Source organism: Citrobacter sp. wls711, from assembly GCF_005281055.1.
GTDB classification, from domain to species: Bacteria; Pseudomonadota; Gammaproteobacteria; order Enterobacterales; family Enterobacteriaceae; genus Citrobacter; species Citrobacter gillenii.
Genome location: NZ_SZXC01000022.1, coordinates 108514 through 133038, shown reverse-complemented (window position 1 = coordinate 133038; position 24525 = coordinate 108514). Strand labels below are relative to the sequence as shown.

23 protein-coding genes and 6 tRNA genes are annotated in these 24525 nt (G+C 52.9%); 15 read left to right on the top strand and 14 right to left on the bottom strand.

The window, feature by feature from the left end:
- Positions 1-15 precede the first annotated feature (15 nt).
- The gene (locus tag FDW98_RS08225) at positions 16-1254 is read right to left on the bottom strand and encodes an Nramp family divalent metal transporter (RefSeq protein ID WP_096756268.1); all 1239 of its coding nucleotides are present in this window, start codon (positions 1252-1254) and stop codon (positions 16-18) included.
- Positions 1255-1598: 344 nt separating this feature from the next.
- Here FDW98_RS08225 and nupC point away from each other — a divergent pair, with 344 nt between their 5' ends.
- Positions 1599-2801 carry a nucleoside permease NupC gene (nupC, locus tag FDW98_RS08220; protein WP_096756267.1) on the top strand — a complete coding sequence of 401 codons (1203 nt, stop codon included), beginning with the start codon at positions 1599-1601 and terminating at the stop codon, positions 2799-2801.
- Between the two features lie 149 nt (positions 2802-2950).
- Here nupC and FDW98_RS08215 read toward each other — a convergent pair.
- Together FDW98_RS08215 and FDW98_RS08210 are read right to left on the bottom strand one after the other, a co-directional pair.
- Positions 2951-3026: transfer RNA gene (locus FDW98_RS08215), tRNA-Ala, on the bottom strand.
- Between the two features lie 38 nt (positions 3027-3064).
- Positions 3065-3140: transfer RNA gene (locus FDW98_RS08210), tRNA-Ala, on the bottom strand.
- Positions 3141-3361: 221 nt separating this feature from the next.
- On the opposite strand from FDW98_RS08210, the gene FDW98_RS08205 reads away from it, so the two are divergent.
- Together FDW98_RS08205 and FDW98_RS08200 are read left to right on the top strand one after the other, a co-directional pair.
- Positions 3362-3724: a YfeC-like transcriptional regulator gene (locus FDW98_RS08205; RefSeq protein WP_096756266.1), complete on the top strand. Its 363-nt coding sequence runs from the start codon at positions 3362-3364 to the stop codon at positions 3722-3724.
- Between the two features lies 1 nt (position 3725).
- Positions 3726-4118 (top strand): YfeC-like transcriptional regulator, encoded by a 393-nt coding sequence (locus FDW98_RS08200; protein ID WP_096756265.1) that lies wholly within the window; start codon positions 3726-3728, stop codon positions 4116-4118.
- A 56-nt stretch (positions 4119-4174) separates the two neighbouring features.
- Here the strand turns inward: FDW98_RS08200 and gltX are convergent, their stop codons facing one another.
- Entirely contained in the window at positions 4175-5590 is a 1416-nt protein-coding gene (gene gltX, locus FDW98_RS08195; protein WP_096756264.1) for a glutamate--tRNA ligase, read from the bottom strand.
- A 258-nt stretch (positions 5591-5848) separates the two neighbouring features.
- Between gltX and FDW98_RS08190 the strand changes: the two genes are divergently transcribed.
- From FDW98_RS08190 to FDW98_RS08175, 4 genes are all read left to right on the top strand, one after another.
- Positions 5849-5924, top strand: a tRNA-Val gene (locus FDW98_RS08190).
- A gap of 46 nt (positions 5925-5970) precedes the next feature.
- Positions 5971-6046 (top strand) — tRNA-Val (locus FDW98_RS08185).
- 46 nt (positions 6047-6092) lie between these two features.
- Positions 6093-6168: transfer RNA gene (locus FDW98_RS08180), tRNA-Val, on the top strand.
- 4 nt (positions 6169-6172) lie between these two features.
- Positions 6173-6248, top strand: a tRNA-Lys gene (locus tag FDW98_RS08175).
- A 146-nt stretch (positions 6249-6394) separates the two neighbouring features.
- Here FDW98_RS08175 and FDW98_RS08170 read toward each other — a convergent pair.
- From FDW98_RS08170 to FDW98_RS08155, 4 genes are all read right to left on the bottom strand, one after another.
- A complete protein-coding gene (locus tag FDW98_RS08170; protein WP_096756263.1) occupies positions 6395-7279 on the bottom strand; it encodes a LysR family transcriptional regulator in 885 nt (294 codons plus the stop codon).
- Positions 7280-7378: 99 nt separating this feature from the next.
- A complete protein-coding gene (locus tag FDW98_RS08165) occupies positions 7379-8635 on the bottom strand; it encodes a nucleoside permease (RefSeq protein ID WP_096756262.1) in 1257 nt (418 codons plus the stop codon).
- Between the two features lie 59 nt (positions 8636-8694).
- Complete coding sequence (gene xapA / locus FDW98_RS08160; protein ID WP_096756261.1) at positions 8695-9528, bottom strand: xanthosine phosphorylase; 834 nt, start codon at positions 9526-9528, stop codon at positions 8695-8697.
- A 182-nt stretch (positions 9529-9710) separates the two neighbouring features.
- Positions 9711-10637, bottom strand: coding sequence for a LysR family transcriptional regulator (locus FDW98_RS08155; RefSeq protein ID WP_096756260.1), 927 nt, complete (start codon positions 10635-10637; stop codon positions 9711-9713).
- Positions 10638-10726: 89 nt separating this feature from the next.
- Between FDW98_RS08155 and FDW98_RS08150 the strand changes: the two genes are divergently transcribed.
- A complete protein-coding gene (locus FDW98_RS08150; protein ID WP_096756259.1) occupies positions 10727-11725 on the top strand; it encodes a bile acid:sodium symporter family protein in 999 nt (332 codons plus the stop codon).
- On the opposite strand, the gene FDW98_RS08145 is transcribed toward FDW98_RS08150, so the two are convergent.
- The 3 genes from FDW98_RS08145 to zipA form a co-directional block, all read right to left on the bottom strand.
- Complete coding sequence (locus FDW98_RS08145; protein WP_045445890.1) at positions 11722-11940, bottom strand: DUF3820 family protein; 219 nt, start codon at positions 11938-11940, stop codon at positions 11722-11724. The two genes, FDW98_RS08150 and FDW98_RS08145, sit on opposite strands and share 4 nt — an antisense overlap.
- Position 11941: 1 nt before the next feature.
- Positions 11942-13957, bottom strand: coding sequence for an NAD-dependent DNA ligase LigA (gene ligA / locus FDW98_RS08140; RefSeq protein WP_096756258.1), 2016 nt, complete (start codon positions 13955-13957; stop codon positions 11942-11944).
- 71 nt (positions 13958-14028) lie between these two features.
- Complete coding sequence (gene zipA, locus FDW98_RS08135; protein WP_096756257.1) at positions 14029-15018, bottom strand: cell division protein ZipA; 990 nt, start codon at positions 15016-15018, stop codon at positions 14029-14031.
- A 230-nt stretch (positions 15019-15248) separates the two neighbouring features.
- Between zipA and cysZ the strand changes: the two genes are divergently transcribed.
- The 5 genes from cysZ (at position 15249) to crr (ending at position 20109) form a co-directional block, all read left to right on the top strand.
- Positions 15249-16010, top strand: coding sequence for a sulfate transporter CysZ (cysZ, locus tag FDW98_RS08130; RefSeq protein WP_096756256.1), 762 nt, complete (start codon positions 15249-15251; stop codon positions 16008-16010).
- 163 nt (positions 16011-16173) lie between these two features.
- Positions 16174-17145, top strand: coding sequence for a cysteine synthase A (gene cysK / locus FDW98_RS08125; protein ID WP_096756255.1), 972 nt, complete (start codon positions 16174-16176; stop codon positions 17143-17145).
- 383 nt (positions 17146-17528) lie between these two features.
- Positions 17529-17786 (top strand): phosphocarrier protein Hpr, encoded by a 258-nt coding sequence (gene ptsH, locus FDW98_RS08120; RefSeq protein ID WP_002913505.1) that lies wholly within the window; start codon positions 17529-17531, stop codon positions 17784-17786.
- Positions 17787-17831: 45 nt separating this feature from the next.
- Entirely contained in the window at positions 17832-19559 is a 1728-nt protein-coding gene (gene ptsI, locus FDW98_RS08115; protein ID WP_096756254.1) for a phosphoenolpyruvate-protein phosphotransferase PtsI, read from the top strand.
- A gap of 40 nt (positions 19560-19599) precedes the next feature.
- Positions 19600-20109 carry a PTS glucose transporter subunit IIA gene (gene crr, locus FDW98_RS08110; RefSeq protein WP_049841435.1) on the top strand — a complete coding sequence of 170 codons (510 nt, stop codon included), beginning with the start codon at positions 19600-19602 and terminating at the stop codon, positions 20107-20109.
- Between the two features lie 138 nt (positions 20110-20247).
- Here the strand turns inward: crr and FDW98_RS08100 are convergent, their stop codons facing one another.
- Both FDW98_RS08100 and pdxK read right to left on the bottom strand, forming a co-directional pair.
- Entirely contained in the window at positions 20248-20487 is a 240-nt protein-coding gene (locus FDW98_RS08100) for a cytoplasmic protein (RefSeq protein WP_096756253.1), read from the bottom strand.
- On the bottom strand, positions 20484-21350 hold the full coding sequence (pdxK, locus tag FDW98_RS08095; protein ID WP_096756252.1) for a pyridoxine/pyridoxal/pyridoxamine kinase: 867 nt from the start codon (positions 21348-21350) through the stop codon (positions 20484-20486). The genes FDW98_RS08100 and pdxK overlap by 4 nt, the downstream gene beginning before the upstream one ends.
- Positions 21351-21432: 82 nt before the next feature.
- Between pdxK and ptsJ the strand changes: the two genes are divergently transcribed.
- A complete protein-coding gene (gene ptsJ / locus FDW98_RS08090) occupies positions 21433-22725 on the top strand; it encodes a transcriptional regulator PtsJ (RefSeq protein WP_096756251.1) in 1293 nt (430 codons plus the stop codon).
- A 13-nt stretch (positions 22726-22738) separates the two neighbouring features.
- Positions 22739-23455: a type 1 glutamine amidotransferase gene (locus tag FDW98_RS08085; RefSeq protein WP_096756250.1), complete on the top strand. Its 717-nt coding sequence runs from the start codon at positions 22739-22741 to the stop codon at positions 23453-23455.
- 91 nt (positions 23456-23546) lie between these two features.
- Here FDW98_RS08085 and cysM read toward each other — a convergent pair whose 3' ends face one another.
- Complete coding sequence (gene cysM, locus FDW98_RS08080; protein ID WP_096756249.1) at positions 23547-24458, bottom strand: cysteine synthase CysM; 912 nt, start codon at positions 24456-24458, stop codon at positions 23547-23549.
- Positions 24459-24525: the final 67 nt, after the last annotated feature.

Genomic DNA, 24525 nt, shown 5'->3' with positions numbered 1-24525 from the left:
GTAACCATAAGTCTGCTATAAACCAAGCGCCGTCCCTACCAGCAGCCAGAGATTTAGCGCCACCACCAGTACCACAATCATCCAGCCAACATATTTAACCCAGACGGTGTTAACTAAATCCCCCATTAACGTACCGTTACTGGTGAATATCAGGAGTGGTACCAGCGCCAGCGCGATACCGAAACTCAGCAACACCTGGCTCATGACCAGAATACGGGTGGAATCCAGTCCCATCAGAATGACGATGAATGACGGCATCATAGTAACCGTACGACGAACCCACAGCGGGATATGAAAACGGATAAACCCCTGCATCACAACCTGTCCGGCCAGCGTGCCGACAACTGTTGAAGAAAGCCCCGCCGCCACCAGGCTGAGACCAAATACCGTCGCCGCCGCATGACTCAACAACGGTTCCAGCGTCAGATAAGCCTGATCGAGATCGGTAATGCCGGTATGACCACTGAAGTGAAAGGCTGCGGCAGCAGTAGCCATCATTGCCAGATTGACAAACCCGGCAATGGTCATGGCGATAGCCACATCCCACTTAGTTGCCGCGTAGCGCTGTTGCCGTGTCCCGCCATGAAGATGCTGAGTTAAAGAGGAGTGCAAATAAATGACGTGCGGCATAATGGTCGCGCCGAGTACGCCGGCTGCCAGAAAGACCGCCTCAGAGTTCGGCAGACTGGGAATGATCATGCCCTTACTCAGCTGCGCCAGATTCGGCTGCGAGAAGATCAGTTCGACAATATATGCCGCGGCCACAAACAACAGTAATCCACCAATTACTTTTTCCAGTGGTTTTTGCCCGCGACGTTGCAGCATCAGGATTAAAAATGTGGCGATACCGGTCAGCACCGCCCCCTGTAACAGCGAAACGCCGAGGATCAGCTTAAAGCCAATCGCGGCACCGATAAACTCGGCAAGATCGGTCGCCATAGCAATGATTTCAGCCTGCACCCAGTAAAACCACACCACCGGACGTGGGTAGTGATCGCGAATTTGCTCGGCGAGGTTTTTACCGGTGGCAATCCCCAGCTTGGCCGACAATACCTGAATCAGCATTGCCATCAGGTTTGCCCAGACGACGACCCACAGCAGTTTATAGCCAAAACTGGCCCCGGCCTGGATATTGGTGGCAAAGTTACCAGGATCGATATACCCGATAGCCGCGATGAATGCAGGCCCCATTAACGCAAGTTTCAACTTGCGTGCTGCCCGTCCACTGCTTGTCTCAACGCGATCGTTCGTCATTTTCGTGCCTCAAAAACATAGCCTTTGCTATGTTTCAAATTACGTCAATTGAGAATGATTATCAAATTCATTTTGATGGATAAAAATGATTTCTTTGATAGTGCTGGTCTATAAATAGATCGGGGACCTGGAAATACCGATGAAATGTTTAATTAATGTTATGAGATTAGCACAATGACATAACTTTTCACTTCCATACTAAACATCACGGAAGTGTATTACCGATCACTAATTTTGAATCTCGTCACAGGTCCTTATTATAGTGTGTGTTTGATCTCGTTTTCTTTGGTGTTGTTACATAGAATGTGCAAGGAAATTAAACCTGCCTCATGTTTGGAGCAAATATGGACCGCGTTCTTCATTTTGTCCTGGCCCTTGCCGTGGTTGCGGTACTCGCACTGCTGGTAAGCAGTGACCGTAAACAAATTCGCATTCGTTATGTTATTCAATTACTTGTTATCGAAGTGTTACTGGCGTGGTTCTTCCTGAATTCTGATGTCGGGCTGGGCTTCGTGAAAGGCTTCTCCGAGATGTTTGAAAAACTGCTCGGTTTTGCTAATGAAGGGACAAACTTTGTCTTCGGCAGCATGAACGATAAAGGCCTGGCATTCTTCTTCCTGAAAGTACTGTGCCCAATCGTCTTCATTTCCGCCCTGATCGGTATTCTGCAGCATATCCGCGTTCTGCCTGTTATCATCCGCGCAATTGGATTTTTGTTATCCAAAGTCAACGGTATGGGCAAGCTGGAGTCCTTCAACGCCGTCAGCTCGCTGATCCTGGGTCAGTCTGAAAACTTTATTGCCTATAAAGATATTCTGGGCAAGATGTCACGCAACCGCATGTACACCATGGCAGCGACGGCAATGTCCACCGTTTCCATGTCCATCGTCGGCGCGTACATGACCATGCTGGAACCAAAATACGTTGTTGCTGCATTGGTTCTGAACATGTTCAGCACCTTTATTGTACTGTCGCTGATCAACCCTTACCGCGTGGATGCCAGCGAAGAAAATATTCAGATGTCTAACCTGCATGAAGGACAGAGCTTCTTCGAAATGCTGGGTGAGTACATTCTGGCAGGCTTCAAGGTCGCGATTATCGTGGCAGCAATGCTGATCGGTTTCATCGCGCTGATTGCCGCGCTGAACGCCCTGTTTGCCACCGTCACCGGCTGGTTTGGCTACAGCATCTCCTTCCAGGGCATCCTGGGCTACATCTTCTACCCGGTTGCATGGGTGATGGGTGTGCCGTCCAGCGAAGCGCTGCAGGTGGGTAGTATCATGGCGACTAAACTGGTTTCCAACGAATTCGTGGCCATGATGGACCTGCAGAAAATCGCGTCTACGCTCTCTCCACGCGCGGAAGGTATTCTGTCTGTGTTCCTGGTCTCCTTCGCTAACTTCTCTTCCATCGGTATCATTGCAGGCGCAATCAAAGGCCTGAACGAAGAGCAAGGCAACGTGGTATCCCGCTTTGGTCTGAAGCTGGTATACGGCTCTACGCTGGTGAGCGTACTGTCCGCATCCATCGCAGCACTGGTGCTGTAAGACAGTAGCATCGCAATCGTAGTGACTCGGCCGGGGAGATTCTCCCCGGTTTTTTTATGTCCGTCATTTGGTGATCTGACAGAGGAAGCAGAGGATCGTGCAGAAAGTAGAAACAAAAAACCCCCGCTTTTCAGCGAGGGTCTTAATTTTGGTGGAGCTAAGCGGGATCGAACCGCTGACCTCCTGCATGCCATGCAGGCGCTCTCCCAGCTGAGCTATAGCCCCACGATGCCTTTACGTACCAAATTTAGTGGGATTAAATTTGGTGGAGCTAAGCGGGATCGAACCGCTGACCTCTTGCATGCCATGCAAGCGCTCTCCCAGCTGAGCTATAGCCCCGTCACGTAAAGCTTGTCGAGTTGACGGGCGGCATAATATGAATTCCCTTCGCGCGTGTCAACGGCAAAATTAACTCACTGAATTCAATCGCTGAAAAAGCAGGCAAATGAAGAACATTGCGCAACAACTCGCATTCAGTAGTTAAACGCGTCACGGTTTCTAGTAAAATGGTGCTATAAACTGAACCACTAATTAACCCCACGACTACTCAGGGAATCGTTATGTTCAAGGAACGGATGACGCCAGAAGAACTTGCTAATCTGACCGGTTACAGCCGGCAGACCATTAATAAATGGGTGCGCAAGGAAGGCTGGGCTACGTCACCAAAACCGGGCGTTCAGGGCGGAAAAGCTCGTCTGGTTCACGTCAACGAACAAGTTCGCGAATACATTCGCAGTGCAGAGCGTTCAGCTGAAGGTTTATCGGATAACTTATCTTTAGCTGGCGACTCTTCTATTGAAACACTGCTGATCACCCTCGCGAAAGAAATGACGCCAGCAGAACAGAAAATGTTTACGTCATTGATCCTGCGTGAAGGCATTACCGGTTTGTTACAACGCTTAGGGATCCGCGACAGCAAATAATATGAAAAAATTACGCAGCAAAATGACCACCGAAGAGCTGGCTGAATGTCTCGGAGTCGCGAAACAAACGGTCAATCGTTGGATCAGAGAACAAAACTGGAAAACCGAAAAGTTTCCCGGTGTGAAGGGTGGTCGCGCAAGGCTTATTCATATTGATGCCGGCGTACGGGAATTTATTCTCAATATCCCAGCTTTTCGCAAAATCCCGGAATTTTATCAGGCTGAAGAACCCGTTGCAGAATACACGCACGTTGTCCGTAGCCACGCCTGTCGCCAGATAATCAGCGCGTTGGATAACATGTCACCAGCGGAACAAGAAAAACTGGCGCTGTTTCTTTCGCGCGAAGGTATTCGTAGTTTTCTCACCCGTCTGGGTATTGATGAATCCGAATAAATGCCAAAAAAAACGGCAGGATCTGCGCCTGCCGTTTTGTTGTCTCTCAGACTGTCTTACTGCTGCTTTTCACGCTCAGCAATAAACGCCAGCGCTTTGTTAATACGTTCAATGCTGCGGGATTTACCAATCGCATGCACCGTAACGTCTAATCCTGGAGACTGGCCTGCACCGGTAACCGCAACGCGCAGCGGCATACCGACTTTACCCATCCCCACTTCCAGCTCATCAGCGGTAGACTGAATGGCGTGATGTACGTTTTCAGCGGTCCATTCGGTGATGGCAGCAATTTTATCACGCACCACTTCCAGCGGCTGACGCGCAACCGGACGCAGGTGTTTCTTCGCAGCATCCGCATCGAACTCAGCAAAGTCTTCATAGAAGTAGCGGCAGCTCTGCGCCATCTCTTTCAGGGTTTTGCAGCGCTCGCCCAGCAGTTTTACCAGCTCGGACAATTGCGGACCCACGCGGGTATCGATATTTTCCTGCTCAATGTGCCACTGCAGATGCGTTGCCACATATTCAGGCGCCAGAGTGTTAATGTAGTGATGGTTCAGCCACTGCAGTTTTTCGGTATTGAATGCGCTCGCCGATTTGCTTACCGCACCAAGAGAGAACAGCTTGATCATCTCTTCGCGGGTGAAGATTTCCTGATCGCCGCTGGACCAGCCCAGACGCACCAAATAGTTCAGCAGCGCTTCCGGCAGGTAACCATCGTCGCGATACTGCATCACGCTGACCGCACCGTGACGTTTGGACAGTTTTTTACCGTCGTCGCCGTTGATCATCGACACGTGCGCGTAAACCGGCACCGGCGCGTTCAGCGCCTTCAGGATGTTGATCTGACGCGGGGTGTTGTTGATATGGTCTTCACCACGAATAACGTGGGTAATTTCCATATCCCAGTCATCAACAACCACACAGAAGTTATAGGTTGGAGAACCGTCGGTACGGCGGATGATCAGATCGTCGAGTTCCTGGTTGCTGAATTCGATCGGCCCACGGATCTGGTCGTCAAAAATAACGGAACCGTCCTGCGGGTTGGCAAAACGCACCACGCAAGGTTCGTCATCGGCGTGATGTTCGTGGCCGTGGCGGCAGCGACCGTCATAACGTGGCTTCTCACCTTTCGCCATCTGATCTTCACGCAGCTGTTCCAGACGCTCTTTGGAGCAATAGCATTTATACGCTGTACCCGCTTCCAGCATCTCATCAATAACGGCGTTGTAGCGATCAAAACGTTTGGTCTGGAAGTACGGACCTTCATCCCACTCCAGATTCAGCCAGTTCATGCCATCCATAATGGCTTCGATAGCTTCCGGCGTGGAGCGTTCGAGATCGGTGTCTTCAATACGCAGCACAAACTCACCGCTATGGTTACGTGCAAAAAGCCAGGAATAAAGAGCAGTACGCGCACCGCCGACGTGCAGATAACCTGTCGGGCTAGGCGCGAAGCGAGTTTTGATTTTCATGAAATGGCCTTACGTTTATAAAGATGCCGACAACCGGCAAATCCTGGGAAGATTATCAGGCCCGTATTCTATCACCGTGGTCTGATTCCTCAATGTTGTTCAGGTTGGAACATCACGCTTTGCCATTTTCGTATACAAATCATGCCGCATGGACTATTTCGCGATCGTTTTGTTTAAATTTACGACGAACGAACAATTTCTTTAGAAAATGCGTTGACTCATTTTCAACTCTCCCTATAATGCGACTCCACACAGCGGGGGTGATTAGCTCAGCTGGGAGAGCACCTCCCTTACAAGGAGGGGGTCGGCGGTTCGATCCCGTCATCACCCACCAACTACTTTATGTAGTCTCCGCCGTGTAGAACAGAAAATTGAGAAGTGGGTGATTAGCTCAGCTGGGAGAGCACCTCCCTTACAAGGAGGGGGTCGGCGGTTCGATCCCGTCATCACCCACCACTTTCTCGCCAGCTGGATTTTCTGTCAAAATATGAAGTACCGAAGTGGGTGATTAGCTCAGCTGGGAGAGCACCTCCCTTACAAGGAGGGGGTCGGCGGTTCGATCCCGTCATCACCCACCACTTCGGGGCGTTAGCTCAGTTGGTAGAGCAGTTGACTTTTAATCAATTGGTCGCAGGTTCGAATCCTGCACGCCCCACCAATGTAAAAAGGCGCCCTAAAGGCGCCTTTTTGCTATGCGTAGAATTTAACAATTCAGCCATTCTCTGCCTGATGCACTGCGCTTATCAGGCCTACGGTCTACGTCGTTGTAGGCCGGATAAGACGTCAGTCGCCATCCGGCACACATCACATCGTCAATGCCCCAACCAGTTTCTCCAGCGCAGGTGTTGCCTGCTGTTGGTCATACACAATATATAAATCAGCAGGAATGCGTTCTTCCAGCGGGCGGAATACCACGCCAGGCCAGTTCATCTGCGCATAACTATCTGCAATTAACGTAATACCAATCCCCATACTGATCATCGCCAGCACCGTTTGTGGCTCCCTCACCTCACGAATAATCATCGGTGAAAATCCGGCGCTCTGGCACACACGCTGCAAAAATGCCCAGTCAGTATGAATGGAAGGCATCGTGACAAAATATTCATTACGCAGCGCTTCCAGCGGCACGGCGTCACGAGCGCTCAGCGGATGTTCTTCCGGCATCGCCACCAGAAATGAAGACTCATGCAAGCGCAGGCTGGTAAATCCGGGCGAGGGTGCTGTCGCCATCCGCCAAATTCCCGCATCCAGCTCACGCCGCTCCAGCAGCGTCATCTGCATTGCCGGCATGTTTTCGCGAAACAGCACCTCAACGTTCGGGTTCTCTTTCAAAAATCGCCGCATCACCGGGCGCATTTTTCCCCACATCGCCGTGCCTATTACGCCCAGTTCGACTCGCCCTGCCTCACCGCGGCCAATCTGCTCCACGCGTGCCAGCGCCTGGTTAGCGCTGGATAACAGGCGGCGTGACTCTTCCATCAGGATTTTTCCGGCGTGGGTTAACGTCACGCTACGGGAATGCCGGATAAACAACAGTGTGCCGAGCTGCTGCTCCAGCTCTTTGATGTGAATACTTAGCGGGGGTTGTGACATATTCAGGCGGGCAGCCGCACGTCCAAAATGCAGTTCTTCTGCGACTGCCAGAAAATAACGCAGTAACTTCAGATCGATACGATGCGTGCGTTCCATGAGTAATGCGCTCCAGCGGAGAAGGATAATGCGCAAAGTTACCACATTGCATCACAGAACATAAAACGGCGGGCAGCATTCGCCCGCCGCAGGTAAGGATTAATGTGCCAGCGATTTCTGCACGGACCTTTCCGGCTCATGCTTGTATTTGAAGAACAGCGCAAAAATGACGGCCAACGCCAGCGCATAAGCCGCAAACACCAGCCAGATGGTTTGCCAGTCCTTCACGCCATCGATGGAGAAATAGTCCACCGCCATGCCGCTCAGGATTGAACCTACCCACGCCCCGACGCCGTTCACCATGGTCATAAACAGCCCCTGTGCGCTGGCGCGAATGTTGGAACTGACTTCCTGCTCGACGAACACCGATCCGGATATGTTGAAGAAATCAAACGCGCAACCGTAAACGATCATCGACATCAGTAACAGCACAAAGCCAAACGGTGACGGATCGCCAAACGCAAAGAAACCAAAACGCAGCGTCCACGCCAGCATGCTCATCAGCATCACCGTTTTAATCCCAAAGCGTTTGAGGAAGAACGGAATGGTGAGAATGAAGCCCACTTCCGCCATCTGCGACACCGACAGCAAAATAGAGGGGTATTTCACGACAAAGCTGCCAGCAAATTCAGGGTTACGGGCAAAATCATGCAGGAACGGATTACCAAAGACGTTGGTGATTTGCAGTACCGCCCCCAGCATCATGGCAAAGAGAAAGAATATCGCCATACGCGGATTTTTAAACAGCACAAACGCATCCAGTCCCAGCTTACCGGCAAGCGTCGTTGCCACTTTCTTCTCAGCAACCGGGATTTTCGGTAAGGTAAACGCGTACATCGCCAGCAGTAATGAGGCGCCGGAGGCGATATACAGCTGGGCGCTGCTCAGTTCCAGTCCCATCAGGCTTACCGTCCACATCGCCACAATAAAGCCAATCGTGCCAAACACGCGAATCGGCGGGAAAGCCGTGACCGGATCCTGGCCGGATTGCGCCAGGCAGGAGTATGAGACGCTGTTCGACAACGCAATCGTCGGCATATAAGCCATGGCGTTAATCAGCATCACCCAGAACATGGTATCTGCATCGGTCACGGTGGTGGCATACAGCAGCACACCCGCGCACACCAGGTGACACAGCATGTAGGCGCGTTCGGCGCGCAGCCATTTATCCGCGATGATCCCCATGATGCCAGGCATAATAATCGCCGCCAGCCCTTTCGAGCTATAAACCATACCCACGTTGGCACCGGTAAAATGCAGGGTGTTGATCATGTAAGAACCCAGGGTCACCAACCAGCTTCCCCAGATGAAATATTGCAAAAACGACATGAGCTTTAAGCGTGAGGCGATACCCATTTTTCCGTTCCTTGCCAAAAAAGTAAGACCCCGCAAGCGGGGTCAGTTATCGTTTTTATTCAGGCCAGCTTGCGCAAGAAGCCGCAGATCAAATTGATGAAGTTCTGTCGAGAGAGTTCCGCCGCCGCCAACGTCTGGGCATGGGATAACTTCACATCCCCCAGCCCTTCTGCCAGGTTGGTGATGGCAGAAACCGCAACCACCTTCAATTCACAGTGACGTGCAGCGATAACTTCAGGGACCACCGACATACCAACCACATCACCGCCAATAATCTGCATCATGCGAATTTCTGCCGCCGTCTCAAAGTTCGGTCCCGGATAGGAGACAAATACGCCTTCGCTCAGCGGGAATCCTTCTTCTTTCGCTACGGTTTGCAGGATCGCACGGTAGTCTGCATCGTAGGCGTTCGCCAGCGAGAAGAAACGCTCGCCAAAACGCTCATCGTTGAGTCCAACCATTGGCGTGCCTGGCATGGTATTAATGTGATCGCTGAGCGCCACCAGGCTGCCCGGACCGACTTCAGGACGTAAAGAGCCCGCCGCGTTGGTGCAAAATAGCAGTTCGCAGCCCAGCAGTTTAAGGGTACGAATAGCATCGGTCATCACCGTCATACCGCGACCTTCGTAAAAGTGTCCACGCCCTTTCATGCAGGCCACAGGAACGCCAGCCAGATTCCCCAGCACCAGTTCCCCCGCATGTCCGTGTACGGTGCTAACCGGGAACCCTGGCAGCTTCTCGTAAGAGATCGCCACCGCATCCTCGATTTGCTCGGCCAACGCGCCCAGCCCGGAGCCGAGGATAAACGCCACGCGTGGCGTGAAGTCAGGTTTATAACCACGAATGATATCGGCGCTATACCAGGGATTCTGCGAGAAAAGAGTGTGGCTCATGAGATGTCCTTAAAACTGAGTAATCGAAAATAACGTAGCGTACCCCGATGTTATAACGAGACTACGCAATCGATTACCAATACAGTTTTTCCCGTCGATCGATAGTAAATCGGTATGGATGAGTTGCGCTAAACCCGCCCAACTTCACATTATTCTCCTGCCGGAAATGGCATGGGGGGCGCTTATAACTGATACAGCGGATCCCGTGCGCGACCGGCGGTTAATTCACTGGCCTGTATGCGCACTACGTCCCACAATGCCTGAGCGGCGGTCGATAAAGAGCGATTTTTACGTCGAGCCAGCATCAGCTGTCGTTCAATCACCGGCGTCAGACGTTTGACCTGCAAATGGCTGCCCTGCGGCAGAGGGAGCGCCAGCGCGGGCAGAACGCTGATACCAATCCCCGCTTCGACCATCGGAAATAGCGTTGCCGGGTGGCCTATCTCCTGCACAATGTTGGCATCAATGGAGAAATGGGCCAGTGCCGCATCAATCAGCGGTCGGCTACCAGAGGCGTAATCCTGCAACACCAGACGTTCGTGCAGGAGATCCTGCCAATTAACCCACTCCCGCTCGGCTAAAGGATGATCCTCCCGACACAGCAGCAGGAAGGGTTCCGACAGCACCGCTTCACACTGCAGGTCCGTTGCCGCCCCCGGATCAATAACAATGCCGAAATCCACTTCCCCCTGACGAATACTTTCCAGTACCCACTGCTGCGGCCTGTCATGCAGGACAAAATCGATCGCGGGATAAAGCGCATTACTCTGGGCAATACACTGGGGAATAAGATGGGCAGAGATGGTCTGGCTGGCCGCGACACGAACTGTACCGGTGAGCTGCGTGCCAACCTGCCCGGCTTCGCGCAGCGTGCTGTGCAGCTCATCCAGGATACGCTCAAGGCGTGCTGCCAGCTGTTGTCCGGCGTCGGTAAGCACCACCTCTCGCGTGGTCCTGTCCAACAGGCGCACGCCCGTCTGCCCTTCCAGCTCTTTTACGCTGTGGCTCACCGCCGACTGGCTTAAGCCGATGATATCCCCCGCCCGACTAAAGCTTTTAGCCTGAGCGACGGTGACAAAGATACGCAGTTGACGCAGAGAGTAATTCATCGATTTAATTCATATATGGATGCAATAAATCAATTTTATTTCTCAAACAGAAAAACGCAAACTAGTACGACCGAATTCCAGGAGCTTTTATGAAACTTTTTCGTATCCTCGATCCGTTCACGTTGACGCTGATTACCGTTGTGTTACTGGCATCTTTTTTTCCCGCCGAGGGTGGATTTGTCCCTTTCTTTGAAGGGTTAACCACCGCAGCGATTGCCCTGCTGTTCTTTATGCATGGGGCCAAACTCTCACGAGAAGCCATTATTGCCGGCGGTAGCCACTGGCGGTTGCATCTGTGGGTGATGTGCAGCACCTTTGTCGTCTTCCCGGTGCTGGGCGTGCTGTTTGCCTGGTGGGCACCGGTTAACGTCGATCCGATGCTGTACACGGGTTTCCTGTATCTGTGCATTTTGCCTGCCACGGTGCAGTCGGCGATTGCCTTCACCTCGCTGGCCGGTGGTAACGTGGCCGCCGCCGTGTGCTCTGCCTCCGCCTCCAGCCTGTTAGGTATTTTTCTCTCACCGTTGTTGGTCGGTCTGGTGATGAATATGCATGGCGCAGAAGGCAGCCTTGAGCAGGTGGGTAAAATCATGCTGCAGCTGCTGCTGCCGTTCGTGCTGGGGCATCTTTCACGCCCGTGGATTGGTAACTGGGTGTCACGACATAAAAAATGGATCGCTAAAACGGACCAGTCTTCGATTCTGCTGGTGGTTTATTCTGCCTTCAGCGAAGCCGTGGTGAATGGGATCTGGCACAAAGTCGGGGTAGGTTCACTGTTGTTTATCGTGGTAGTCAGCGTCGTACTGCTGGCTATTGTGATCGGGATAAATGTCTTTGTGGCGCGTAAATGCGGTTTCAATAAGGCCGATGAAATCACCATTGTATTCTGCGGGTCGAAAAAGAGCCTGGCGAACGGGATCCCCATGGCAAACATTCTGTTCCCGACGTCGGTGATCGGCATGATGGTGCTGCCGTTGATGATATTCCATCAAATCCAGCTGATGGTCTGCGCGGTGCTGGCTCGTCGCTATAAGCGACAAACTGACGCCTTGCAGGCGCAGCAGGAAGGCCGCGCCGCAAAGGCTTAAAGCGGACGTTTCAGGGGCTGTACCAGCTGCGTCAGCCCCTCAGTTTTAATCAGCAACGTAATTTGCATCAGTTCACCCAGTTTGCCCGGTGGAAATTCATCCTTACGGGCAAACCACAGCAGATACTCTTCCGGCACATCAATCAACCGACGCCCTTTGTATTTGCCAAAGGGCATGACGGTATTAGCGATGTCAATCAGTTGCTCTTTTTCCATCTCAGGCGCCCAGTAAGCGGATCATCTCCGCTTCATCAATCACAGCGATACCCAGCTCCTGTGCTTTGGCAAGCTTGGAGCCTGCGGCTTCACCGGCAATCACCAGATCGGTTTTCTTCGACACGCTGCCCGCCACTTTCGCCCCCAGTTCGGTCAACCGGGCTTTGGCGTCATCGCGCGACATCCGGCTCAGGCTTCCCGTCAGTACCACCGTTTTCCCGGCAAACGGGCTGTCGATCTCTTCGGCGTTGATGACCACCGGCGCAGGCCAGTGAATGCCCTGTGCCAGTAGCTGGCCAATGACCTCACGGTTGCTCTCTTCGGCAAAGAAGTTAAACACGTGAGTGGCCACCACAATGCCAACGTCAGGGACTTTTTGCAGCTCCTCAATGGACGCCGCTTCCAGCGCATCCAACGTACCGAAATAGCTTGCCAGACCTGCGGCCGTGGCTTCGCCCACTTCACGGATACCCAACGCATAGAGAAAGCGGGCAAACGTGGTTTGTTTGGCTTTTTCCAGCGCATTGACCACATTTTGTGCCGACTTCGGCCCCATGCGATCCAGCCCCGTCAACTTACCGGCCGTTAACTGGAACAGATCGGCTGGCGTATGGACATACTCTTTCTCGACCAGTTGATCGATAATCTTATCGCCCATGCCGTCCACATCCAGCGCCCGACGCGAAACAAAATGCTTGAGGGATTCTTTACGCTGTGCACCGCAAATGAGACCACCGGTGCAGCGGGTAACGACTTCACCTTCCACACGCTCAACGTCAGAACCACACACCGGGCAATGGGTTGGGAAGACGATTTCACGCGTCTCTTCGGGGCGCTCGGAAAGCACCACGTTCACCACCTGCGGGATCACATCACCCGCGCGGCGAATCACCACCTTGTCACCAATGCGTAAACCCAGACGATCGATTTCATCGGCGTTGTGCAGCGTGGCGTTACTGACCAGCACCCCTGCTACCTGTACCGGTTCAAGGCGAGCAACGGGGGTTATCGCCCCGGTACGTCCGACCTGAAACTCAACGTCGCGCACAAAGGTCATCTGTTCCTGCGCCGGGAACTTAAACGCCACCGCCCAGCGCGGCGCACGGGCCACAAAGCCCAGTTGCTCCTGCAGCGCCAGCGAGTTGACCTTAATCACCACGCCGTCAATGTCGAAGCCGAGCGTTGGTCGGTCTGCTTCAACCTGATGATAGTAAGCAAGTACTTCCTCCGGAGAGTCGCACAGCGTGACCCTGTCGCTGACCGGAAGTCCCCACGCTTTGAATTGCAGCAAACGCCCCAAATGGGTATCCGGCAGTTCACCCCCTTCCAGCACGCCGACGCCATAGCAGAAGAAAGTCAGCGGTCGCTTCGCCGTGATACGCGGATCGAGCTGGCGTAATGAACCGGCTGCCGCGTTACGAGGGTTAGCAAACACTTTATTGCCAGTACGACGCGCGTCTTCATTGATTTTTTCAAAACCCGCCTGCGGCAAAAAGACTTCGCCACGTACTTCCAGACGCGTTGGAATATTGTCGCCGCGCAGCTTGAGCGGGATCGCGCGAATGGTACGCACATTCGAGGTAATGTCTTCACCGGTCGTGCCATCACCGCGCGTTGCCGCGCTGACCAGCACGCCGTTTTCATACAGAATGCTTACCGCCAGACCGTCCAGCTTCAGTTCACAGCACCAGGTCAGCTTATCCGTACTCTTCAGTCGGTCCTGTACGCGTTTATTGAACGCGAGAAAACTCTCTTCATCAAATACGTTGTCCAGCGACAGCATCGGCACTTCATGACGTATCTGACTGAAGGACGCCAGCGGAGCCGCACCGACGCGTTGCGTCGGCGAGTCGGGCGTAATCAGATCCGGGTGCTGAGCTTCCAGTTCACGCAGTTCGCGCATCAGGCGATCATATTCCGCATCGGGAATGTCCGGTGCGTCCATCACATGGTAAAGATACTCATGATGGCGAAGCGTGGTTCGCAGTTCTGTCAGTTGTTGTTCGATTGATTCCATATCGCACCATCAATGATAAAAAACCCCCGACAGGCGGGGGTTCAGAAAGGAGATGTCACGCCAGAGGGCAATCAGGCGTGAGATTCTATAACGTCGCGGATGCGGTCCTGATACTCGCGCAGTTTCTGCGGCGTCATCATGCGACGTTGATCGTCGAGCACCACACCCCCCACTTCATCGGCGATGTGCTGCGCTGACTGCAGCATCAGCTTAAAGTTTTGCAGCTCATCCCCGTAGGACGGCACCTGCATAAAGATAGTCACGCCAGGCGTAGTGAAATCGCCAGTCATCTCAGGGTCGAATGTCCCCGGATTCACCATATTGGCCAGACTGAACAGTGACGGGCCGCTGCCATCGGGGCTCAGATGACGATGGAAAATATTCATATCGCCAAATTTAAAGCCTGCCTGCTGAATGCTGTTGAGCAGCACTTCACCATTGAGTTCGCTACCATGATGTGCCGCCACGTTCATAATAATGACCGTTTCTTTAGGCTGCGGTTTTTCCACAACGGGCGCTGGCTCAACGACCGGCTCTGGCTGCGGTTGCTCAACGACAGGCTCGGCTGGCTGGAAGGCCTGCGGTGCAGGCTGTGGCGCATGCTGCACCGGCTGCTGAACTTGCGGCGCGACCGGCTGGTGCTGCATCGGCTGCTGTGGTACAGGCTGATGCGACACCGGTTGTACAGGCTGCTGCACAGGCTGAACATGCGGCGGCGGTACCGGCGCTTGAGCGGGCTGCTGCGCGGGTTGACGCGGCTGAGCAGACGCATAAGGCGGCTGGTACTGGTGTTGCGGCGACTGAGGAGGAACACCATGTTCCTGACCGCTGCCGGGAGCATGATTCACACGATGTACGCGGACTTCGCCCACGCCTTCGTCTTCCTCGACGTTATCGCCGATAGAATCCTCGTCATCACGTTTAGACTTCATGCGTTTCAGTGGGCGATCGCGGAATATAGAAGACCGTTCTTTACGGCTAGTCCAGAAACCATGTACCAGTAAAGCGATTATGGCGATCGCGCCAACAATGATTAATATCAGACGCAAATCCTGCATCATTATATTCTCTGTTGTTCTAACACCTTGCCACCACGGCAAACATTTACTCACTAAGAGTATTTGCCGATTACGTCTAGTGCAAGTGTACTCTTGGCTTTCACAGCATAAAGATGAATAAAATCGTGCTTTTTGCTGTTTTTTCGAACATTTCTGAACAGCTTAACGCTCAACAACCCGGTAATATACGCGAAGTTGACCTGGACTTAGACCACAAGGAGCATGTCCCGACTATGGTTTCATCATCTGCAAGTGTACCACGCAGCGGTTTTTATTATTTTTCTCAGGGATGGAAGCTCATCAGCCAACCGGGGATCCGTCGCTTTGTTCTCCTGCCGTTGCTGGTGAACATTTTGCTGATGGGGGGCGCGTTCTGGTGGTTATTTAGCCAACTGGATAGCTGGATACCCGCTCTAATGAGTCATGTTCCGGACTGGCTACAGTGGCTCAGTTATTTGCTGTGGCCCATTGTGACATTCTCCGTGCTGCTGGTATTTGGCTATTTTTTCTCCACGCTTGCCAACTGGATCGCGGCACCGTTTAACGGCTTACTGGCTGAACAACTGGAAGCGCGGCTGACCGGCGCAACGCCACCCGACACCGGCGTGCTCGGTATTATGAAAGATGTTCCGCGTATTATGAAACGTGAATGGCAAAAGCTGGCCTGGTACCTTCCGCGCGCTGTCGTACTGCTGCTGCTCTATTTTATCCCCGGCATTGGACAGACCGTTGCGCCAGTACTGTGGTTCCTGTTTAGCGCGTGGATGCTGGCTATCCAATATTGTGATTACCCGTTTGATAACCACAAAGTGCCGTTCAAAGAGATGCGTACCGCCCTGCGCGCGCGCAAAGTCACCAATATGCAGTTTGGCGCGCTGACCAGCCTGTTCACCCTGATCCCGGTGCTCAACATGTTTATCATGCCGGTTGCCGTTTGCGGTGCCACCGCGATGTGGGTAGATTGCTATCGTGCTAAGCACGCGTTATGGAAGTAATGCAAAAATGTGTAAATGCGGGCCGTCTTATGCCCGCTCTTATTCCATACTGCAAGGCATTATTTCTCATCAGCATATAGATATGCGATTTCCTTACTTCCCCATACTTTCTCAACAGGTATGCTGATGCGGTATCCCAATTTCATACAGTTAAGGACAGGCCATGAGTAAGATTTTTGAAGACAACTCGCTGACTATCGGTCATACGCCGCTGGTTCGACTGAACCGTATCGGTAACGGACGCATTCTGGCGAAGGTAGAATCACGCAACCCGAGCTTTAGCGTCAAATGCCGTATCGGTGCCAATATGATTTGGGATGCCGAAAAACGTGGTGTGCTGAAGCCGGGTATTGAACTGGTTGAACCGACCAGCGGCAACACCGGTATTGCCCTGGCCTACGTTGCTGCCGCGCGCGGTTACAAGCTGACCCTGACGATGCCGGAAACGATGAGCATTGAGCGTCGTAAGCTGCTGAAAGCGCTGGGTGCAAATCTGGTGCTAACTGAAGGCGCAAAAGGCATGAAGGGCGCGATTCAGAAAGCAGAAGAAATTGTTGCCAGCAATCCGGAAAAATTCCTGCTGCTTCAGCAATTCAGTAACCCGGCTAACCCAGAAATTCACGAAAAAACCACCGGCCCGGAAATCTGGGAAGACACCGATGGTCAGGTGGATGTGTTTATCTCCGGCGTTGGCACCGGCGGTACGCTGACCGGCGTTTCCCGCTATATCAAAGGGACCAAAGGCAAAACGGATTTGATCACCGTTGCCGTAGAACCGACAGATTCTCCGGTCATCGCTCAGGCGTTGGCGGGTGAAGAACTCAAGCCCGGCCCACATAAAATTCAGGGCATTGGCGCTGGTTTCATTCCGGGCAACCTCGATCTGAAACTGATTGATAAAGTGGTCGCCATCACTAACGACGAGGCTATCTCTACCGCGCGTCGCTTGATGGAAGAAGAAGGTATTCTGGCAGGTATCTCTTCAGGAGCCGCGGTTGCTGCCGCGCTTAAACTCCAGGAAGATGAAAGCTTTACCAATAAGAATATAGTGGTTATTCTACCGTCATCGGGTGAGCGTTATCTGAGCACTGCACTGTTTGCCGATCTCTTTACTGAGAAAGAACTGCAACAGTAATGCCAGCATGTTAAAAACGCGTAAAAAAGCACCCTTTTGGGTGCTTTTTTGTGGCCTGCTTCAAAGTTTCACCCCACCTGGCATTGATTCAACCCGCCGGAACTGGTATTTAACCAAACTAATTATTTTGATGCGCGAAATTAATCGTTACAGGAAAAGCGCGAGCTGAATCGATTTAATGATTTGGTTCAATTCTTCCTTTCGCGGCATAATGTTTAATGACGAAAGAAACGTCAGTGGCAAGAAGTTGCCCGCAACGGATTGCACCGAACTCCTTTTGTGTCGCGACCTGTTTAGGTCGACGCTAACAATACAGGCTAAAGTTAAGCCGCCAGGCTAGACTTTAGTTCCACAACACTAAACCTATAAGTTGGGGAAATATAATGTTCCAGCAAGAAGTTACCATTACCGCTCCGAACGGTCTGCATACTCGCCCTGCTGCTCAGTTCGTTAAAGAAGCAAAAGGCTTTACGTCTGAAATTACTGTGACTTCCAACGGCAAAAGCGCTAGCGCCAAAAGCCTGTTTAAACTGCAGACTCTGGGCCTGACTCAGGGCACCGTTGTTACCCTTTCCGCAGAAGGCGAAGACGAGCAGAAAGCAGTTGAGCATCTGGTTAAACTGATGGCTGAACTCGAGTAAGTTCAACGAGTTCTTTTCAATATCAGTCACAAGTAAGGTAGGGTTATGATTTCAGGCATTTTAGCATCCCCGGGTATCGCTTTCGGCAAAGCACTGCTGCTGAAAGAAGACGAAATCGTCATTGACCGGAAAAAAATTTCTGCCGACAAGGTTGATCAGGAAGTTGAACGTTTTCTGAGCGGTCGTGCCAAGGCATCTGCGCAACTGGAAGCGATCAAAACCAAAGCTGGTGAAACGTTCGGTGAAGAAAAAGAAGCCATCTTTGAAGGGCATATCATGCTGCTCGAAGATGAGGAGCTGGAGCAGGAAATCATAGCCCTGATTAAAGATAAGCACATGACGGCTGACGCAGCTGCGCATGAAATTATCGAAGGTCAGGCCACCGCTCTGGAAGAGCTGGATGATGAATACCTGAAAGAACGTGCGGCTGACGTACGTGACATCGGTAAACGCCTGCTGCGTAACATCCTGGGTCTGGCAATTATTGACCTGAGCGCTATTCAGGACGAAGTTATCCTGGTTGCCGCCGATCTGACACCGTCAGAAACCGCACAGCTGAACCTGAATAAGGTGCTGGGTTTCATCACTGACGCGGGTGGACGTACTTCCCATACCTCAATCATGGCGCGTTCTCTGGAACTGCCTGCCATCGTGGGTACCGGCAGCGTCACCTCTCAGGTGAAAAACGACGACTATCTGATTCTGGATGCCGTAAACAATCTGGTTTACGTCAATCCAACCAACGACGTTATTGAGCAACTGCGTGCCGTTCAGGAGCAAGTTGCTACCGAGAAAGCGGAACTCGCTAAGCTGAAAGATCTGCCAGCTATCACGCTGGACGGTCATCAGGTTGAAGTGTGCGCCAACATCGGTACCGTGCGTGACGTTGAAGGCGCTGAGCGTAATGGCGCTGAAGGCGTGGGTCTGTATCGTACCGAATTCCTGTTCATGGACCGTGACTCGCTGCCAACTGAAGAAGAACAGTTTGCGGCGTATAAAGCCGTTGCTGAAGCCTGTGGCTCGCAGGCGGTCATCGTGCGTACCATGGACATTGGCGGCGATAAAGAGCTGCCGTACATGAACTTCCCGAAAGAAGAAAACCCGTTCCTGGGCTGGCGTGCTATTCGTATCGCGCTGGATCGTAAAGAAATCCTGCGTGACCAGGTTCGCGCCATCCTGCGTGCCTCTGCTTTCGGCAAACTGCGCATCATGTTCCCGATGATCATCTCTGTTGAAGAAGTACGCGCACTGCGCAAAGAGATCGAAATCTACAAACAGGAACTGCGTGACGAAGGCAAAGCATTTGACGAAACCATTGAGATTGGCGTGATGGTGGAAACACCGGCTGCGGCAACCATTGCACGTCATTTAGCCAAAGAAGTTGACTTCTTTAGTATCGGCACCAATGATTTAACGCAGTACACCCTGGCAGTTGACCGTGGTAATGATATGATTTCCCACCTTTACCAACCGATGTCGCCATCTGTTCTGACGCTGATCAAGCAAGTTATTGATGCTTCTCATGCTGAAGGCAAATGGACCGGCATGTGTGGTGAGCTTGCAGGCGACGAACGTGCTACACTTCTGTTGCTGGGGATGGGTCTGGACGAATTCTCTATGAGCGCCATTTCTATCCCGCGCATTAAGAAGATTATCCGTAACACGAACTTCGAAGATGCGAAGGTGTTAGCAGAGCAGGCTCTTGCTCAACCGACAACGGACGAGTTAATGACGCTGGTTAACAAGTTCATTGAAGAAAAAACAATCTGCTAATCCACGAGATGCGGCCCAATTTACTGCTTAGGAGAAGATCATGGGTTTGTTCGATAAACTGAAATCTCTGGTTTCTGATGATAAGAAAGACACCGGAACTATTGAGATTATAGCTCCGCTCTCTGGCGAGATCGTCAACATCGAAGACGTGCCGGATGTAGTTTTTGCTGAAAAAATCGTTGGTGATGGCATCGCTATCAAACCAACCGGTAACAAAATGGTTGCCCCTGTAGACGGCACCATCGGCAAAATCTTTGAAACCAACCATGCGTTCTCTATCGAATCTGATAGCGGCATTGAGCTGTTCGTTCACTTCGGTATTGATACCGTTGAACTGAAAGGCGAAGGCTTCAAGCGTATTGCTGAAGAAGGTCAACGCGTTAAAGTGGGCGACCCGGTTATTGAATTCGATCTGGCACTGCTGGAAGAAAAAGCCAAGTCTACCCTGACGCCGGTTGTTATCTCCAACATGGACGAAATCAAAGAACTGATCAAACTGTCCGGTAGCGTGACCGTGGGCGAAACCCCGGTTATCCGCATCAAGAAGTAATTCTGCGTAGGCCGGATGAGGCGTTTACGCTTCCATCCGGCAATCAGGCAGCACTTTACCGGATGGCGCTGCGCTTATCCGGCCTACAAAGAAACTCTCATCGTAGGCCGGATAAGACGTTCACGCCACCATCCGGCATTAAATCTGCGAGGTCATCGGGCGGTAACACGCTTCGCGCATCAAAATTTTCATCCCTTCAGGCCCGCTTTCCAGCATCCGTCTTTCTGAATCCGCCACCAGCAGTTCACAGTCATATCCGCCGGCAATACCAAACATCGCGCGCGCCACGCAGATATCTTCCAGCGCCTCGGTGCCGCTGGTATCAAAATGCCCCACTAAACGTCCATGCTGGCGAACCACCAACCGATAACTCTTCATCGCGCCTCCCCTGCCGGTGGCAGAATTAATTCATCACACCCGCACAGGTGGGTCCAGGTCATCACTTCCAGCACGCGCTGCGCAGCATCATGTGTGGCGGCGGTAAGCGCTTTTCCTGCAACGATACCGCTTATCAGTTCAGCGCAAAACAGATCGCCGGTTCCCTTGAGGTCCGTTTTCACCCGCGGATGGGCTAACACCTCAACCGTTTCAGCCGTCACCACCGCCACGTTGATGACCTCCTCGACATCACCCGGTGCGCTGGTAATTACCACCCATTTTAGCGTGTCGGTGAGCAGGGATTTTGCCGCCAGAATCGCCTCATCAAGCGTGCGACACGGTTTTCCACTCAGCATTTGCAGTTCAAACACGTTCGGCGTCACGCCCTGCGCCAGCGGGAGCAGGTGCGTGCGGTACGCCTCCGGAATCTCGGCCTTCACGTACATCCCGCTGTCGATATCACCCATCACCGGATCGACCAGAATACACAGCTCTGGATGCGCGGCGCGAACGGTTTCCAGCCACCGTGCGAGCAGCGCTATCTGCTCTGCGCTTCCCATATAGCCGGTCGTTACCGCCTTGAGTTCACGTAAGGCATCGCGCTCATGTAAAGCAATGAGATAACCATTAAACCAGTCGCCGGGGATAATCCCGCCATAAAAGGTTTCATAATGTGGGGTGTTACTGAACAGCACCGTCGGTACCGCCGTCACCCGTAACCCATGCGCTTTAATGGCCGGCACGGCAATACTGTTGCCTACGCTGCCATACACCACCTGTGACTGGACGGCGACGATATCGGTTTGTAACGCCCGATGCTTGTCGTCGAAGAGCACTGACTGTATTTCACTCTCCTGCTCCATAAACCTCTCCTCTCGCTGGACAGCGGGCTGATGCCTCACTATTATCGTCATATGCTAAAATTCATTTTGTCATAGGTCAATAATGATCGACGGAAAAACCGCTAACGAAATTTTTGACAGTATTCGTCAACATATCACTACAGGCGTACTTGTCGCAGGAGACACGCTGCCGCCGGTCAGGGATCTGGCAACGGTATTAAACGTTAATCGCAATACTGTCGCAGCGGCCTATAAACGCCTGGTCACTACCGGACTGGCACTTAGCCAGGGACGTAACGGCACGGTAATCAAGGGCGTATCCTCGCCCGTTGCGCTGGAAGGGGGGAATCCGGATACACCGCTAACCGACCTTTCCGGCGGCAATCCTGCGCCTTCACGCCTCCCCGACCTGAGTCACTATTTCGCGAAAATAAATAACTCCCCCCGCTTGTATGGCGACGAGGTTGTCTCCCCTGGGCTTAAGACGTGGGCGACGCAATGGATGCAGGATGTCCTGCCCGGCCCAGGTGAAATTGATATTACCAGCGGCGCCATTGATGCCATCGAACGGCTACTGTGCGCCCATTTGCTGCCGGGTGATAGCGTCGCCGTCGAAGATCCCTGCTTTTTAAGCAGCATCAATATGCTGCGTTATGCCGGGTACTCAGCAAGCCCGGTCAGCGTGGACAGCGAAGGCATGCAGCCAGACATGCTGGAGCTGGCGCTACAGAAAGGAGCGCGGGCGGTGATCCTGACCCCGCGCGCGCACAATCCAACCGGCTGTAGCCTCAGTGCTATCCGCGCCGCCCGGTTGCAGGATATCCTGTCACGTTACCCGCAAACGCTGGTGATTATCGACGATCACTTTGCCCTGCTGTCCGCATCCCCGTTGTACCCGGTGATTGCGCCGCAGACAAAACACTGGGCAGTCATCTGTTCGATGTCAAAAACATTAGGCCCGGATCTACGCCTCGCCATCGTTGCCAGCGATCCCGATACCTCGGCAAAACTGCGTCTGCGGCTTAACGCCGGCAGTCAGTGGGTCAGCCACCTGTTGCAGGATTTGGCCTGCGCCTGTCTGAGTGATGAGAACTATCAGCGCACGTTGGTGCAGACTCAGCAGTTTTACGCCGCTCAGCAACAAAAGCTAAGCCAGGCCCTTCAGCAACAGGGCATTGAACTTGCCGCTGGCGATGGTCTGAATCTGTGGCTGCCGCTACAGACCCACAGCCAGTCGCTCGCTTTCGCGCTGGCGAAAGCCGGCTGGCTGGTACGAGAAGGCGAAGTATTTGGCATCAATGCGCCGTCACACGGCCTGCGCATTACGCTGTCAACATTAGACGACCACGACATTACCAGGCTGGCGGCTGATATTCATCAGGCGCTGAAGCGCTAACCGGAGAGAATACATGCGAGTTCATTTTGTTATTCATGAGTCATTTGAATCTGCTGGCGCATATCTGCCATGGGCCGAAGAACGCGGTTACGCCATCAGCTGGTCGCGCGTTTACGCCGGAGAATCCGTTCCCGCCAGTACCGACGGTTTCGATATGCTGGTGGTCTTCGGTGGCCCGCAATCACCGCGTACCACGCTGGCAGAGTGCCCATATTTTGATGCTCAGGCTGAACAGCACCTGATCAACCAGGCGATTGCGGCGCGTAAGATTGTGGTCGGTATTTGTCTCGGTTCGCAACTGATCGGTGAGGCTCTGGGGGCGAGAGTGTGTCAAAGCCCGGAAAAAGAGATTGGTCATTACCCCATTACGTTGACCGACGCAGGTAAAACGCATCCGCTGATCGCCCACTTCGGTTCACCGCTGATGGTCGGGCACTGGCATAACGATATGCCGGGGTTAACCGATCAGGCCACGGTTCTTGCCACCAGCGAGGGTTGCCCACGACAAATTGTGCAGTACGGTAATTTTGTCTATGGTTTCCAGTGCCATATGGAGTTCACTGCCGAAGCGGTTGAAGGGCTGATCCAGCACTCAGAGCAGGAACTGGCGGATGCCAAAGGTAAACCGTTTATTCGATCCGTTACAGAAATGCGTGCATGGAACTACGCGCAGATGAACGAGAAGTTGTGGCAGTTCCTTGATTTGCTGGTAGAAAAACGTAACGATTGAACATTGCAGGCCGGATAACACGCTTTACGTCATCATCCGGCGATCGTGTCGTATGTTTGCCTGATGGCGCTACGCTTATCAGGCCGACAAATTAGATCCCTGCGCCCTGGTTGAAGTGCTCTTCACCGAACACGCCGGTCGAGAGATAGCGATCGCCGCGATCGCAAACGATCGCCACCACAACCGCACCAGGGTTTTGCTCTGCTATACGGCGCGCACCGGCTACCGCGCCGCCGGAACTCACACCACAAAAAATACCCTCGCGAACCGCCAGTTCACGCATGGTTTTCTCAGCGTCGTCCTGATGAATATCCAGTACTTCATCCACCAGCGAAGCGTTAAAAATCCCCGGCATATATTCCGCGGGCCAGCGACGTATCCCCGGAATACTGCTGCCCTCTTCCGGTTGTAATCCGACGATGGTCACGGGTTTGTCCTGCTCGCGTAGAAAACGCGACACGCCAGTAATGGTGCCGGTGGTGCCCATACTGGAAACGAAATGAGTGATACGGCCTGAGGTTTGCTGCCAGATCTCCGGCCCGGTGGTGGTGTAATGCGCGTACGGATTATCAGGGTTGTTAAACTGATCGAGTAGCGTGCCCTCACCGCGCTGAGCCATCTCCAGGGCTAAGTCGCGCGCCCCTTCCATGCCCTGCTCTTTGCTAACCAGAATCAGCTCAGCACCGTAGGCGCGCATCGCGGCACGACGCTCCTGACTCATGTTGTCCGGCATCAACAGCTTCATACGATAGCCTTTCAGCGCAGCAATCATCGCCAGCGCGATCCCGGTATTGCCGCTGGTCGCCTCGATCAGCACATCACCAGGCTTAATTTCTCCACGTTTTTCCGCTTCGACAATCATCGACAACGCGGCGCGATCTTTCACCGACCCTGCCGGGTTATTGCCTTCCAGCTTGACCCAAATTTCACTGCCGTTATCCGGCGCCAGACGTTGCAGTTTTACCAGAGGCGTATTGCCTATTGTTTGTTCTAATGTGTTCACGTTTTCTGCTCAATAAAATGCCGGGTGGCGCTGCGCTTACCCGGCCTACAGGTCATGATTTAGCCCG

Bases quoted from the DNA above. Each gene is read 5' to 3' on its own strand.
- FDW98_RS08225 (WP_096756268.1), bottom strand. From the start codon at position 1,254: ATGACGAACGATCGCGTTGAGACAAGCAGTGGACGGGCAGCACGCAAG.
- nupC (WP_096756267.1), top strand. From the start codon at position 1,599: ATGGACCGCGTTCTTCATTTTGTCCTGGCCCTTGCCGTGGTTGCGGTA.
- FDW98_RS08205 (WP_096756266.1), top strand. From the start codon at position 3,362: ATGTTCAAGGAACGGATGACGCCAGAAGAACTTGCTAATCTGACCGGT.
- FDW98_RS08200 (WP_096756265.1), top strand. From the start codon at position 3,726: ATGAAAAAATTACGCAGCAAAATGACCACCGAAGAGCTGGCTGAATGT.
- gltX (WP_096756264.1), bottom strand. From the start codon at position 5,590: ATGAAAATCAAAACTCGCTTCGCGCCTAGCCCGACAGGTTATCTGCAC.
- FDW98_RS08170 (WP_096756263.1), bottom strand. From the start codon at position 7,279: ATGGAACGCACGCATCGTATCGATCTGAAGTTACTGCGTTATTTTCTG.
- FDW98_RS08165 (WP_096756262.1), bottom strand. From the start codon at position 8,635: ATGGGTATCGCCTCACGCTTAAAGCTCATGTCGTTTTTGCAATATTTC.
- xapA (WP_096756261.1), bottom strand. From the start codon at position 9,528: ATGAGCCACACTCTTTTCTCGCAGAATCCCTGGTATAGCGCCGATATC.
- FDW98_RS08155 (WP_096756260.1), bottom strand. From the start codon at position 10,637: ATGAATTACTCTCTGCGTCAACTGCGTATCTTTGTCACCGTCGCTCAG.
- FDW98_RS08150 (WP_096756259.1), top strand. From the start codon at position 10,727: ATGAAACTTTTTCGTATCCTCGATCCGTTCACGTTGACGCTGATTACC.
- FDW98_RS08145 (WP_045445890.1), bottom strand. From the start codon at position 11,940: ATGGAAAAAGAGCAACTGATTGACATCGCTAATACCGTCATGCCCTTT.
- ligA (WP_096756258.1), bottom strand. From the start codon at position 13,957: ATGGAATCAATCGAACAACAACTGACAGAACTGCGAACCACGCTTCGC.
- zipA (WP_096756257.1), bottom strand. From the start codon at position 15,018: ATGATGCAGGATTTGCGTCTGATATTAATCATTGTTGGCGCGATCGCC.
- cysZ (WP_096756256.1), top strand. From the start codon at position 15,249: ATGGTTTCATCATCTGCAAGTGTACCACGCAGCGGTTTTTATTATTTT.
- cysK (WP_096756255.1), top strand. From the start codon at position 16,174: ATGAGTAAGATTTTTGAAGACAACTCGCTGACTATCGGTCATACGCCG.
- ptsH (WP_002913505.1), top strand. From the start codon at position 17,529: ATGTTCCAGCAAGAAGTTACCATTACCGCTCCGAACGGTCTGCATACT.
- ptsI (WP_096756254.1), top strand. From the start codon at position 17,832: ATGATTTCAGGCATTTTAGCATCCCCGGGTATCGCTTTCGGCAAAGCA.
- crr (WP_049841435.1), top strand. From the start codon at position 19,600: ATGGGTTTGTTCGATAAACTGAAATCTCTGGTTTCTGATGATAAGAAA.
- FDW98_RS08100 (WP_096756253.1), bottom strand. From the start codon at position 20,487: ATGAAGAGTTATCGGTTGGTGGTTCGCCAGCATGGACGTTTAGTGGGG.
- pdxK (WP_096756252.1), bottom strand. From the start codon at position 21,350: ATGGAGCAGGAGAGTGAAATACAGTCAGTGCTCTTCGACGACAAGCAT.
- ptsJ (WP_096756251.1), top strand. From the start codon at position 21,433: ATGATCGACGGAAAAACCGCTAACGAAATTTTTGACAGTATTCGTCAA.
- FDW98_RS08085 (WP_096756250.1), top strand. From the start codon at position 22,739: ATGCGAGTTCATTTTGTTATTCATGAGTCATTTGAATCTGCTGGCGCA.